The 13,048-nt window shown below is 73.0% G+C and carries 11 protein-coding genes; 6 read left to right on the top strand and 5 right to left on the bottom strand.

Annotated features, from left to right (window positions below; translation table 11 throughout):
* Positions 1 to 22: 22 nt before the first annotated feature.
* Positions 23 to 1,249 carry a DUF4981 domain-containing protein gene (locus AQI95_RS22595; protein ID WP_067126581.1) on the bottom strand — a complete coding sequence of 409 codons (1,227 nt, stop codon included), beginning with the start codon at positions 1,247 to 1,249 and terminating at the stop codon, positions 23 to 25.
* A 205-nt stretch (positions 1,250 to 1,454) separates the two neighbouring features.
* Here AQI95_RS22595 and AQI95_RS22590 point away from each other — a divergent pair, with 205 nt between their 5' ends.
* Positions 1,455 to 2,792 (top strand): 6-phospho-beta-glucosidase, encoded by a 1,338-nt coding sequence (locus AQI95_RS22590; RefSeq protein ID WP_067126577.1) that lies wholly within the window; start codon positions 1,455 to 1,457, stop codon positions 2,790 to 2,792.
* A gap of 56 nt (positions 2,793 to 2,848) precedes the next feature.
* The gene (locus AQI95_RS22585; RefSeq protein WP_067126573.1) at positions 2,849 to 5,935 is read left to right on the top strand and encodes an alpha-mannosidase; all 3,087 of its coding nucleotides are present in this window, start codon (positions 2,849 to 2,851) and stop codon (positions 5,933 to 5,935) included.
* 308 nt (positions 5,936 to 6,243) lie between these two features.
* On the opposite strand, the gene AQI95_RS22580 is transcribed toward AQI95_RS22585, so the two are convergent.
* On the bottom strand, positions 6,244 to 7,365 hold the full coding sequence (locus AQI95_RS22580) for an ATP-grasp domain-containing protein (RefSeq protein WP_067126570.1): 1,122 nt from the start codon (positions 7,363 to 7,365) through the stop codon (positions 6,244 to 6,246).
* Positions 7,366 to 7,674: 309 nt separating this feature from the next.
* On the opposite strand from AQI95_RS22580, the gene AQI95_RS22575 reads away from it, so the two are divergent.
* Both AQI95_RS22575 and AQI95_RS22570 read left to right on the top strand, forming a co-directional pair.
* Positions 7,675 to 8,580, top strand: coding sequence for a metallophosphoesterase family protein (locus AQI95_RS22575; protein ID WP_067126568.1), 906 nt, complete (start codon positions 7,675 to 7,677; stop codon positions 8,578 to 8,580).
* Complete coding sequence (locus AQI95_RS22570; RefSeq protein WP_067126565.1) at positions 8,528 to 9,208, top strand: 4'-phosphopantetheinyl transferase family protein; 681 nt, start codon at positions 8,528 to 8,530, stop codon at positions 9,206 to 9,208. The genes AQI95_RS22575 and AQI95_RS22570 overlap by 53 nt, the downstream gene beginning before the upstream one ends.
* A 40-nt stretch (positions 9,209 to 9,248) precedes the next feature.
* Here the strand turns inward: AQI95_RS22570 and AQI95_RS22565 are convergent, their stop codons facing one another.
* The 3 genes from AQI95_RS22565 to AQI95_RS22555 all read right to left on the bottom strand — a co-directional run bounded on the left by AQI95_RS22565 (position 9,249) and on the right by AQI95_RS22555 (position 10,959).
* Positions 9,249 to 9,476, bottom strand: coding sequence for a hypothetical protein (locus AQI95_RS22565; protein ID WP_067126562.1), 228 nt, complete (start codon positions 9,474 to 9,476; stop codon positions 9,249 to 9,251).
* A 248-nt stretch (positions 9,477 to 9,724) separates the two neighbouring features.
* Positions 9,725 to 10,264, bottom strand: a complete 540-nt coding sequence (locus AQI95_RS22560) for a toxin-antitoxin system, toxin component (RefSeq protein ID WP_079071431.1) — start codon at positions 10,262 to 10,264, stop codon at positions 9,725 to 9,727.
* A 32-nt stretch (positions 10,265 to 10,296) separates the two neighbouring features.
* Positions 10,297 to 10,959, bottom strand: a complete 663-nt coding sequence (locus AQI95_RS22555; RefSeq protein ID WP_067126556.1) for a helix-turn-helix domain-containing protein — start codon at positions 10,957 to 10,959, stop codon at positions 10,297 to 10,299.
* Positions 10,960 to 11,204: 245 nt separating this feature from the next.
* Between AQI95_RS22555 and AQI95_RS22550 the strand changes: the two genes are divergently transcribed.
* Both AQI95_RS22550 and AQI95_RS22545 read left to right on the top strand, forming a co-directional pair.
* The gene (locus AQI95_RS22550) at positions 11,205 to 11,885 is read left to right on the top strand and encodes an MmyB family transcriptional regulator (RefSeq protein WP_067126553.1); all 681 of its coding nucleotides are present in this window, start codon (positions 11,205 to 11,207) and stop codon (positions 11,883 to 11,885) included.
* 128 nt (positions 11,886 to 12,013) lie between these two features.
* Positions 12,014 to 13,012 carry a LacI family DNA-binding transcriptional regulator gene (locus AQI95_RS22545; protein ID WP_208614241.1) on the top strand — a complete coding sequence of 333 codons (999 nt, stop codon included), beginning with the start codon at positions 12,014 to 12,016 and terminating at the stop codon, positions 13,010 to 13,012.
* The last annotated feature ends 36 nt before the right edge of the window (positions 13,013 to 13,048 follow it).

Below are 13,048 nucleotides of genomic sequence, written 5' to 3'. Positions count from 1 at the left end.
GGCCATGGGGACTGCGCGGGGACTACGAGGGCCGCAGTGCGCGCAGGGTCCAGCTCCAGCGGCGGATGACAGGAGGGAAAAGGTGTCCGGGGAGGGGACGAGAGTCGTACGGCCGCGAGTCCGGCGCCCGGCGCCCCGCGTCGACGAGCACCAGGCACCGGGGACGCGGCACCGGCTCGTCGCGGCGACGGGTGACGAGGACGTGCTCGGGCTCGCCCAGTTCGACCGCGAGCCCCATGGCGCCCGGCGCCGCCGCCATGAACCGGCGTACCGCGTCCCCGGCCCCCTCCGGCAGATCCAGGCCCGGCACCGTCTCGAACACCGACCCGACCCGGGCCACGTCCGCGAACCCGGCCGGCAGTTCGGCCCACTCCACGACCCGCACCCCGTCCTCGACCGGCGTGAACTCCTGCCGATGCCGTACGACACCCCCGCTGCCTGCGTACTCGGCGACCACCGTCACCGCCGCACCCGACCGGCGCACCGACACGACCTTCCGCACGAGGGCGTCCAGCCCCCACTCGTGCCCGGCGCCCGTGACACCGCCCGGACCGTCGTCGTCGGTCGGCGCCGCCCGCCGAACGGACAGCACCGGCGCGCTCGCCAGCAGCGGATGCAGCAGCAGCCCCTCGCCGTCCACGGCGACCGGCGCCGCCGCCGGGGCGGGCCCGGCCGGGGCGGGGACCGCCCTGCGCAACCGGAGCCGCGGCGCGCACACCTGTGTGCCGCGCGGCGCCCACGGCTCGGCCACGGCCGTCACCACCCGCAGCGTCAGCCACATCTCGCCGCCGCCCTCCGGCAGTGCGAAGGGCAGCGGCACGGCCGCGCTCTCGCCCGGCCGCAGATCGGGCAGCTCGGCCGGCCCGGTCAGGGTGCGGCCGTCGGCCCGCGTCAGCTCCCAGGTCGCCGCCAGCCGGGCGAGGCCCCGGGAGCGCTGATGGTTGGTCAGGACGATGCCCTCGTGCCGGTAGCACCGGATCCGCACCGGTGCCCCGCTCTGCGGGCGCGCCTCCTGGTCCCGGCGCTCCGGGCGTTCGTCCTGCGCATGCCGGTCCCCGTGCTCGTCCGGCACGTCCCGGGCCGGTCCCGGCGGGCCACCGGGGAGGACGGCTCCGTCCGCGCCGTGCGGGCCGTCGTGCGGCGCAGCAGCCCGGAGGTCACCGCCCTCCGCCCGGCGGTGGCCGGATGCGAAGACACCGTTGTCGTACAGCCCGGCGCCTGCGCGCCCGGCCCGTCTCCCGTCGCTCACGCGCTGCAGGATTGCGTGGTCCCAGGACTCCCGGATGACGCGGTCCTGAAGGCCCGGCGTGGACTGGGTGGCCGACCAGTGGTCGCACGGGCGCGCAGACGGCGGCCGGCCGCGTTCGGCACCATGAAGATCGGCGGCGTTCGGCGAACCGCACGAAGGCCGGTGTCGAGATGGTCGTGGCGGCAGTCACGGGAAGGGTGCAGAGGTGAAGCTGACGATTCTGGGCGGCGGGGGATTTCGCGTACCGCTCGTGTACGGCGCGCTGCTGGCCGACCGCGCCGAAGGGCGGGTCACCGAGGTCGTCCTGCACGACCTGGACGACCGCCGGTTGCATGCGGTGGGCCGGGTCCTGGACGAACAGGCCGCCGGCGTCCCCGACGCGCCCCGCGTGACCGCGACCACCGACCTCGACGAGGCGCTCGCCGGCGCCGACTTCGTCTTCTCCGCGATCCGCGTCGGCGGCCTCGCGGGCCGGGCGGACGACGAACGGGTGGCCCTCGCCGAGGGCGTGCTCGGCCAGGAAACCGTCGGCGCGGGCGGTATCGCCTACGGTCTGCGGACCGTCCCGGTCGCCGTCGACATCGCCCGGCGCGTGGCCCGCCTCGCCCCCGACGCCTGGGTCATCAACTTCACCAACCCGGCCGGCCTGGTCACCGAGGCCATGTCCCGGCACCTCGGCGACCGCGTCATCGGCATCTGCGACTCGCCCGTCGGCCTCGGCCGCCGTGTCGCCCGCGCCCTCGGCGCCGACCCGAAGCAGGCCTTCGTCGACTACGTCGGCCTCAACCACCTCGGCTGGGTGCGCGCACTGCGCGTCGCCGGACGCGACGAACTCCCGCGCCTGCTCGCCGACCCCGCCCTGCTCGGCTCCTTCGAGGAGGGAAGGCTGTTCGGCGTCGACTGGCTGCAGTCCCTCGGCGCGATCCCCAACGAGTACCTGCACTACTACTACTTCAACCGGGAGGCCGTACGCGCCTACCGGCAGGCCGAGCGGACCCGGGGCGCCTTCCTGCGCGACCAGCAGGCCCGGTTCTACGTCGAGGCCCAGCGCACGGAGCGGTCCGCGCTTCACGCGTGGGAGCGGACGCGTGCCGAGCGCGAGGCCACCTACATGGCCGAGAACCGGGAGAACGCCGGAGCGGGCGAGCGCGAGGCCGACGATCTGTCGGGCGGCTACGAGAAGGTCGCGCTCGCCCTGATGCGGGCCATCGCCCGCGACGAGCGGACCACGCTGATCCTCAACGTGCGCAACGGGAGCACGCTCGCCGCCCTCGACGGCGACGCGGTGATCGAGGTGCCCTGCCTGGTGGACGCGGGCGGCGCACACCCGCTGGCCGTAGCCCCGCTGCCCGCGCACGCCACCGGGCTGGTCTGCGCGGTCAAGGCCGTCGAGCGGGAGGTGCTCGCCGCCGCCGAGTCCGGCTCCCGGCGCACGGCCGTGAAGGCCTTCGCGCTGCACCCGCTGGTCGACTCGGTGAACGTGGCGCGCAGGCTGGTCGACGGCTATACGGAGGTCCATCCTGGGCTGGCATACCTTGAGTGAGCAGATTCAGCAAGCGCTTTCGCCCCTGTGCTCGCCGCTCCCCTCCTGGAGACCTCATGCACGACGAACGCCGACGGATCGAGGAGCGCGTCGCGCGCCTCCACACCCAGCGCATCAAGCCCGCGATCTACGCGGCCGCCGTCCCCTTCGAGGTGGCGGCCTGGCAGGCGCCCGGGGAACCGGTGCCCTTCGCGCAGGCCGCGGACGCCCCGTACACGCCGTTCGCGACCGGCACACCGTGGGGTCCGCCCTGGGGGACGACCTGGTTCCGGATGCGCGGCCGGGTGCCCGCCGAGTGGGCCGGCCGCCGGGTGGAGTCGGTCATCGACCTCGGCTTCGTCGGCGACTGGCCCGGCAACCAGGCCGAGGCGCTCGTCCACCGCACCGACGGCACCCCGCTGAAGGCGGTCAACCCGCTCAACCAGTATGTGCCGGTCGCCCACCCGGCGACCGGCGGTGAAGTGGTCGAGTACCTGGTGGAGGCCGCCTCCAACCCCGACATCCTCGCGAACGGCTTCGCCGGACCGACCCCGCTCGGCGATCCGCGCACCGCCGGGGACCGTCCCTTGTACACCTTCCGCCGCGCCGATCTCGCCGTGCTCGACGAGCAGGTCTGGCACCTCGACCTCGACCTCCAGGTGCTGGGTGAACTCATGCCGGAACTCGGCGAGCACGAGCCGCGCCGGCACGAGATCCTGCACGCCCTCGACCGGGCCATGGACCTGCTCGACCTGGACGACGTCCCCGGCTCCGCCCCCGCCGTGCGCGACGCCCTGCGCCCGGTGCTCGCGAGGCCCGCCCACGCCAGCGCGCACATCGTCTCCGGCGTCGGCCACGCGCACATCGACACCGCCTGGCTCTGGCCGATCCGCGAGACCAAGCGCAAGGCGTCGAGGACCTTCTCCAACGCCACCGCGCTCGCGGACGAGTACGAGGAGTTCGTCTTCGCCTGCTCCCAGGCCCAGCAGTACGAGTGGGTCCGGGACGGCCACCCCGAGGTGTGGGAGCGGATCAAGAAGTCGGTGGCGAAGGGCCAGTGGGCGCCGGTCGGCGGCATGTGGGTGGAGGCCGACGGCAACCTCCCCGGCGGCGAGGCCCTCGCCCGCCAACTGGTCCACGGCAAGCGGTTCTTCATGGACCACTTCGGCGTCGAGACCAAGGGCGTCTGGCTGCCGGACTCCTTCGGCTACACGGCGGCCTACCCGCAGCTGGCGAGGCTGGCCGGAAACGAGTGGTTCCTCACCCAGAAGATCTCCTGGAACCAGACCAACGCCTTCCCCCATCACACCTTCTGGTGGGAGGGCATCGACGGCACCCGCATCTTCACCCACTTCCCGCCCATCGACACCTACAACGCCCGCTTCAGCGGCTCGGAGATGGCGTGCGCGGTCCACAACTACGCCGAGAAGGGCGGCGGCACCCGCTCCCTCGCCCCCTTCGGCTGGGGCGACGGCGGAGGCGGTCCCACCCGCGAGATCATGGAACGCGCCCGTCGCCTCAAGGACCTGGAGGGCTCCGCGAAGGTCGAGATCGAGCACCCCGACGCCTTCTTCGCCAAGGCGCGCGCGGAGTACCCGGACGCCCCGGTCTGGGTGGGTGAGCTGTATCTGGAGCTGCACCGGGCCACCTACACCACCCAGGCCCGCACCAAGCAGGGCAACCGGCGCTGTGAGCACCTGCTGCGCGAGGCCGAGCTGTGGGCCACCACGGCCGCCCTGCACGCGCCGGACTACGCGTATCCGTACGAGAAGCTGGACCGGCTGTGGAAGACGGTGCTGCTGCACCAGTTCCACGACATCCTGCCCGGCTCCTCCATCGCCTGGGTGCACCGCGAGGCGGAGGCCGAATACGCCCGCGTGGCAGGGGAGCTGCGCGAACTCACGCGCGGGGCCGTCGCCGCGCTCGGCACGGGCGGGCCCCGCGTGTTCAACACCAGCCCCCGGGAGCGCGCCGAGGTGGTTCGCACCCCCGAGGGCGCACCGGTGTACGTGAGGGTGCCCGCGAACGGCTCCGCGCCCCTCGCCCCGGCCGAACCCCCGCACCCGGTCGCGGTCGGCGGGCGCATCCTGGACAACGGCATCGTCCGGGTTCAGCTGGCGGACGACGGAACGCTGTCGTCCGTACAGGATCTGCGGGCCGGCCGCGAAGTCCTCGCCGGGCCGGGCAATCTGCTCCGTCTCCACACGGACCTGCCCAACTACTGGGACGCCTGGGACATCGACAAGCACTACCGGAACCGCTACACCGACCTGCTGGAAGCCGACGCGGTCGGCGTGGTCGAGGAGGGCCCGCTCGTGGGCGCGATCCGGGTGGTCCGCTCCTTCGGCAAGGGCTCGCGGATCACCCAGACGATCATCGTGCGGGCCGGCAGTGCCCGGATCGACGTCGAGACGGACATCGACTGGCACGAGACGGAGAAGATCCTCAAGGCGGGCTTCCCCGTCGACCTGCGCGCCCCGCACTCCTCGGCCGAGATCCAGTTCGGCCACGTCCAGCGGCCCACCCACACCAACACCACCTGGGAGGAGGCCCGCTTCGAGGTCTCCGGGCACCGCTGGGTGCACATCGCCGAACCCGGCTACGGCGTCGCCGTCGTCAACGACTCCACCTACGGTCACGACGTGACCCGGACGGTGCGGGAGGACGGCGGCACGACCACCACGGTCCGCCTCAGTCTGGTCCGCGCCCCGCGCGTCCCCGACCCCGAGGCCGACCAGGGCCGGCACCGCTTCACCTACGCCCTGCTGCCGGGCGCGAGCGTCGAGGACGCGGTGGCCGAGGGCTACGCCCTCAACCTCCCGCTCCGCGTGGCGGATTCGGCGGGCGAGCCCGAGCCGGTCGTCTCCGTCACGGGAGAGGGCGTGACCGTGGAGGCCGTCAAACTCGCCGACGACGGTTCCGGGGACGTGGTGGTCCGGCTGTACGAGTCCCGGGGCGGCCGGGCCACCGGGCTGCTGCGCACCGGATTCCCGTCGGCCGGCGCCGCGATCACCGACCTGCTGGAGCGGCCGCTGGGCGAGGCGCGGACCGACGCGGACGGCGTCGTCCCCGTCACGCTGCGCCCCTTCCAGATCCTGACCCTGAGGCTGCGGCGGGCCCAGACGCGCGGGCCTGCATTCACAGGGTTTCACATGAACAATTGAGAGCCCATGATGCTCGACTGCGGCAGCAAGGAGCACGGGACCTTCGGCTACTGAGCCCGGTCGCCGAGGGCGCCCCGCGAAGCCGATACGGGCCGGCCGGTCGCCCCCCGTTCGCGCGACCGGCCGACCCGTTCCCCCGCGGTTTCCCCCGTTGCTTCCCCCGTGGGTGTTTCCCGTTCTGTCATGAAGAGCCGCGGGATCGCGTTCTGATACACCCCGTCGGCACCTCGCGGGAGGAAATTTCTCCCCGGCCCTGGATCCGCGGCCGGGAAACCGGCGAACCGGGCAACCGGCAACCGGGGAACGACCTAGAGCGGCAGTACCTCCGCCGCCGAAGCCGACTGCACCGGCACCGCCACCGTCGGCACGGCGATCTCCGCCTCCCGCTGCCGCGGCAGCGCCGCGGGCACCGGCAACAGCGGCCGCGCCCCCGACACGACCGTGTAGTCCTGCCCCAGGAACGGCGGTTCGAGCACCCCCGGATCCTCGCCCAGCGCCAGCCGCACGGCCGCCCACGGCGCGTTCACCCCGCACAGCGACAGCTGGTGCAGGCCCCCGGAGGGCCGCGTGTTGACGTCGAGCAGCACCGGACGGTCGCCGAGCATGCGGAACTGGATGTTGGACAGGTGGTGCAGCCCGAAGCCCTCCGCGATCAGCCGGGCCGGCTCCAGCCACTGCTCGTCCAGGGTGAAGCCGCGCCGGCGGCCGTTCTTGGTGCGGCCCACCGCGAGCCGCAGCCGGTTGTCCGTGCCGGTCAGGCAGTCGACCGACACCTCGGGCTGCTCCAGGCGCGGCATCACCAGCCAGTCCACCGGCTCCCCGGCCCGCCGCAGCGCCTCGAGGACCAGGTCCAGCTGGACGTACGGGCTCGGGAAGCCGGCGAGGCCGGCCAGCGAGAACGGGCTACGGGTGATCACCCGGAAGCCGACCCCGCCCGCACCGGCGGCAGGCTTGAAGCATGCCTTGTGCCCGGCCGCCTCCAGCATGCCCACCGCGTCCAGGAGCTCGTCCGCCGTACGCACCCGCCACCACGGCGGCACCGGGACACCGACGGAGCGGACCGCCTCGTACGCGGTCGCCTTGTCCTCGAACACGGCCACCGCCTCGGCGGTCGGCGCCAGCAGCGCCGTACCGGCCGCCGTGAACTCCGCGCGATGGGCCACGATCGCCGCCTGGTGCAGCCGGGGCACGAAGACGTCGATGCCGCGCCGCACGCACTGGTCGAGGGCGTACTCGACGTACGCGGCCGGGGACAGGCCCTCCGGCTCCAGATCGGCGGTGTCGGCGGCGGCCAGGACGGGGGAGTCGGGGTCCCCGTGCGAGGCATGGATCTCCACGGCGCGATCGCTGGGATTTCTGCGCAGCTGATCCATGAAGAACACGTTCTCCGCGTACGTGCGGTTGAGCCAGACGCGTACGCGAGAGAGCATGCAGGCCGCCTTTCGGGGCTTTTCGGGCAGGGCTCGGCGGCCCGTGCCCGGGCAGGAGGGAGGAAGGAACACCAAACAACCCCTGCGAAAGGGAGGTTGGGGTGTCGGTGTCGGGGCGATCATACGGCTTTCAAGAGCCCGCGCGTGCAACGCGGATGTTACGGCTCCCCGGCGGCTGTCCGGACGGCTCGTGAAGCGATCGGCCGACTGTCCGGCTGGAACATGACGCACCGCCAGGCGTCTCTTGTGGCGGTGTCCGGGAATGTGTTCTTGTGGTCCCGGCGATGGATCATCGGAAAGGGGTGCGGGGTGGAGTCCGAGGCCGGGACGGGGCAGCTGCTGGCCATCAGCGACCTGCACATCAGCTATGCGGAGAACCGCGCCCTGGTCGAGGACATGCGACCCACGAGCGACGAGGACTGGCTGATCGTGGCCGGTGACATCGCCGAGACGGTCGCCGACATCCGCTGGACCCTGGAGAAGCTCGCGGGCCGTTTCCGCAAGGTGGTGTGGGCCCCGGGCAACCACGAGCTGTGGACCCACCCGAAAGATCCGGTCACCTTGCGCGGCGTCGCCCGCTACGAGCACCTGGTCGAGCTGTGCCGGGAACTGGGGGTCGTCACACCCGAGGACCCCTACCCGGTGTGGCAGGGCCCGGGCGGGCCGGTCGCCGTCGCCCCGCTGTTCCTGCTGTACGACTACTCGTACCTGCCGCCCGGCTGCGCCACCAAGGCCGAGGGCCTGGCCTACGCGGAGAGCACGGGCATCGTCTGCAACGACGAGTATCTGCTGCACCCCGACCCCTATCCGAGCCGCGACGCCTGGTGTCGGGCGCGCGTCGCCGAGACCGAGCGCCGGCTCGCCGCGCTGCCCGCGGACCTGCCCGTGGTACCGGTCAACCACTATCCGCTGCACCGGCACCCCACCGAGGTGCTGTGGTACCCCGAGTTCGCCATGTGGTGCGGCACCCTGCTGACCGACGACTGGCACCGCCGGTTCCCGATCGCCACGATGGTGTACGGGCATCTGCACATCCGCCGCACCACCTGGCGCGACGGAGTCCGCTTCGAAGAGGTCTCCGTAGGCTATCCCCGTGAATGGCGCAAGCGTCCGGAACCGCCCGGAACGCTGCGCCGCATCCTGCCGATGGAGGTCGAAGCCGGTGATCGAGGAACTGCTCCCGGAGTCGGTCGTCACCGTGGAGGCACACGCTGACTATGCGCTGTGGGACGCCCCCCTCTACCCGGAGGAGGAGGCGATCGTCGCGCGCTCGGTGACCAAGCGGCGCCGTGAGTTCGCCGCCGTGCGCGCCTGCGCACGGCAGGCCATGGAGAAGCTCGGCGTGCCCGCGCAGCCGATCGTCAGCGGCGAGCGGGGCGCACCGCGCTGGCCGGACGGCCTCATCGGCAGCATGACCCACTGCGAAGGCTTCTGCGGCGCCGCCCTGGCCCGCACCGGCGAGCTGGTCTCCCTCGGTGTCGACGCCGAACCGCACGGCCCGCTCCCGGCGGGCGTCGCCGCGTCGGTCTTCCTGCCCCCCGAGGCCGAGCGCCTCGCCCGGCTCGCCGGGCAGCGGCCCGCCGTGCACTGGGACCGGATCCTGTTCAGCGCCAAGGAGTCCGTCTACAAGGCGTGGTTCCCCCTCACCGGCGCATGGCTGGACTTCTCCGAGGCCGACATCACCCTGCGTCCGGGCCCCGGCGACGAGCCCCACGGCACCCTGCGCGCGGAACTCCTCGTCCCCGGGCCCCGGGTCGGTGACCGCCGGCTCCAGGCCTTCGAGGGCCGCTGGCTCGTCCGTGACGGGCTGGTCGCCACCACCGTCGTCGTCCCGCACCCCTGACGCCGCGGTCGCGACCGTGTCCGCCGGCCCGGCCCCCGGGTCAGGCGGGCGGGCACCAGTCGTGCAGCAGACGGAAGAACTCCGCCTCGTTGCCCGCGAGACCCGCCCGGGCCAGGGCGTGCTCCGCCTCGGCCAGGACGGCGGGTGGCACCACGGCGGGCCGGGACCCGTCCGGTGGCCCGTCGAAGGCGGCGCGCACCGTGTGCAGCAGCCGCAGATAGGCCTGTACGGCGGTGCGCTCACGGTCGGTCAGTACGGCGGTGGGCATCGGTCGGCTCTCCCCGGGTAGGCGGCACGGTCACGCGCGCTGCGGCGCACCCTCCAGCTTGCCGCCCACCACTGACAACGCCCCTCGGTCCCGCCCCGGATCGCCCGCTCAGCGCAGGCGAAACCTCCTGCGCGCGGCCACGGGAGGACCACAGGGGCGACCGACGCGACCTCCAGGGGCCGGCCGACGGCAGGGCACGGACCGCGCGCCCGCCGCCCGCCCGTGGACCGGTGCTGATCCTGCTTCCCTCAGCCCTGCACCCCGGGATACCCCAGGGAGGCCTCGATCCGGCCGGCCACGTCGTCGCGCTGCACCGGGCCGCGCAGGGCCGAACCGGCCAGCCAGGTGCGGCACCTGGTGGCCAGCAGCAGACCGAACGTCTCGGCCGCGCGCTCCTCGGCGAGGTCGAAGCGGGTCCGGGCCGCGACCCGCTGCACCGTGGCCTGCAGCGCTTCCTGGTCGGTGTCGTCCTGCAGTAAGCGCGTGGCGACCCCGATCCCGTCGACATGGTGTCCGCGGTGGTCGGCCTGCATGTGCCACAGCTCGTGGCCGAGGATCACCAACTGGTGGTCGGGCGCGGTGCGTTCCTCCACCACGACGAGGTCCCGGTCGCTCAGGTCCAGCCACAGCCCGCTCGCCGTCCCCGGCGGGAAGGCGGCCGCACGGAAGTGCACCGGTCGGCCGCGGCGGCGGCTCATCGCCTCGCACAGCGCGACGTACAGCTCCTGCGGTGGCGCCGGCGCGGGCAGCCTCAGCCCGCCCGCCAGCTCGTTGCACAGCCGGCGCATGTCCCTGCCGATGCCCACAGTCCTCCCCCGGCTCACGACTCGGGCCGCTTGACGCTCTCCAGGAGCATGTCGAGCCACTCCGCGACCTTGTCCCGGTGCTGGTCGGTGGGCAACTGCGCGGCCCGCCAGGCTATTCCGCGCACCCCATGGTCCTGCAGCAGCCGCTCCAACGGATCCTGGTCGGCCCCGGCCCCGGCCGCGGCCCGCTCCCGGTCGGCGAGCTTCTGCAGCAGCTCCTGCTCGGTACGCTGCAGCGCGCCCGCCAGTGCCTCGGGGTCCTCCGCGGTGAGGAAGCCGGCGTGCACCCGGAAGAAGCGCTGCAGCGCGTCGCAGTGCTCCATGGTGGGCCGCCGGTCTCCGTTGATGAGCGCGCCGGCCTGCTGCCGGGACATGCCCGCGCCGTCGGCGATCTCCTGCTGCGTGTACTTGCGGCCGTTGGGTTTCAGCCGGGTCCTGCGCAGCAGGCCCAGGCGCTGCAGGAAGCGTGCCTGGACGTCCGGTTCGCCCGCCGGCCGACCGGCGAGCAGGGCCTTGACCACCGCCTCCGGGACACCACAGGCCACGGAGAGCCGCCCGACGCCGAAGACCTCGGCCTGCGGTACGCCGAGCCGCTCGCCGAGCGCGGTGACGCGGGCGACGACGGCCGGCAGCTGGGCGGTCGCCGTGGCGCCCCGATCCTCGTAGCCATCCGTCACCGACAGAACTCCTACGTCTCTCAAGGCCTTCAGATGCGTCCGTACTTGTCATTCTCACGAGCGATCGCCGTGAACTTCCCGGAGAGTAGCGGGTGCCTCGAACTCACATCCAGGTGTCGCCACAACTGTGGCGAATTTCAGCCGTCCATGGGCATGGAATGCCACGATAGTTGACACGGACTCGTCGGGAGCCGCAGGATCGCAGAGCCGCGTAAGGCCGCAGAGGCAAGAGGGGTGACCTCCCGATGGCACATCAGGCAGGAGGGCAGCGGCCGGCACCGCGGCCCGTCCCCGAGACCTGCGAGACGCAGGCGTACCTTCAGGACTACGCAGTCCTGCTGGACGCCCTCGCCTGCCCGTCCCTGGTCGTCGACCACCGCTGGGACGTGGTCATGGCCAACGGCGCGTTCGAGACACTTTTCCGCGGGATGCGCCCCCAGGCGTCCTCCATGCCCGGTGACAACTTCCTGCGGTTCGTCCTGTTCCACCCGGACGCGGGCGACGTCCTCGGGGAGCATGAGCAGGGCTGGTGCCTGCCGATGCTGGCGCACCTCAGGTCCGCCCTGGAGACGTTCGGCCACGACCAGGAACTCCAGGCGATCCGCCGCGACATCGCCCAGGACCCGCTCATGGAGGCGGCCTACCGGCAGGGCCTGCCGCACTGGATCCGGGCGGTCGGCGAGAACGCGACCCGGCTCGACGGGGCCGTCCGGCAGCTGCGCCACCCCGACCCGCGGCGCGGGCTCTGCGAGTGCCGCATCATCGACGAGACGCCCGACATCCTGCGGGACCTGGGCTACCGTCGCCTGACGATGGTCCTGCGCGAGAACCGCCGCTCGGCCGCGCCCGTACGCCGCCCGCGTCGGCCCCGGGCGCAGCGCGGGACCGCGGGACACCTCACGATCGTCCGATCCCCCCAGGACTGACCCGGCACCGCCGGCGTTCAGGTCGCCGGCGGCGCCGGGTCAAGAGCCCCGCACGCGCCCCGAAGCCGTACGCCCGCCTCCCCTATCGGACGCAAGCCGCTTGCGTGAATTGCGCTACGCTTGCGTGCATGACGCGGCGACTTGCGGAAGTGGCGAAGAAGGTCGGGGTCAGTGAGGCCACGGTCAGTCGGGTGCTCAACGGCAAACCCGGGGTCTCCGACGCCACCCGGCAGGCGGTGCTGACGGCACTCGACGTCCTCGGGTACGAGCGGCCCACCCAGCTGCGCGGTGAACGCGCCCGGCTCGTCGGCCTGGTCCTGCCCGAGCTGCAGAACCCCATCTTCCCGGCGTTCGCCGAGGTCATCGGCGGCGCGCTCGCCCAGCTCGGGCTCACTCCGGTGCTGTGCACGCAGACCAAGGGCGGGGTGTCGGAGGCCGATTACGTCGAGCTGCTGCTGCAGCAGCAGGTCTCCGGCGTCGTCTTCGCCGGCGGCCTGTACGCGCAGGCGGACGCCCCGCACGACCACTACCGGCTGCTCGCCGAGCGCAACATCCCCGTCGTGCTGGTCAACGCGGCCATCGAAGACCTCGGCTTCCCGGGTGTGTCCTGCGACGACGCCGTCGCCGTCGAGCAGGCGTGGCGGCATCTGGCGTCCCTCGGCCACGAGCGCATCGGCCTGGTCCTCGGCCCCGGCGACCATGTGCCCTCGGCGCGCAAGCTGGCCGCCGCGCGGGCGATCGCCGGCGAACTCCCGGAGGAGTTCGTCGCGCGCGCGATGTTCTCCATCGAGGGCGGGCACGCGGCCGCGTCCCGGCTCATCGAGCGCGGCGTCACCGGTGTCATCTGCGCCAGCGACCCCCTGGCGCTCGGCGCGATCCGGGCCGCGCGCCGCAAGGGGCACGACGTCCCCGGGCGGATCTCGGTCGTCGGCTACGACGACTCGGCGTTCATGAACTGCACCGAACCCCCGCTGACCACCGTCCGCCAGCCCATCGAGGCCATGGGCCGCGCGGCGGTGGAGCTGCTGAACGCGCGGATCGGCGGCACCGCTGTACCCGCCGAGGAGCTGCTGTTCGAGCCCGAGCTGGTGGTGCGCGGATCCACCGCGCAAGCCCCACGTGACTGACGATCGAGAAGATCCAACAGCCTGTACAACAATTGC

The organism is Streptomyces yokosukanensis, from assembly GCF_001514035.1.
GTDB classification, from domain to species: domain Bacteria; phylum Actinomycetota; class Actinomycetes; order Streptomycetales; family Streptomycetaceae; genus Streptomyces; species Streptomyces yokosukanensis.
This window is presented reverse-complemented; position numbering and strand designations above follow the sequence as displayed.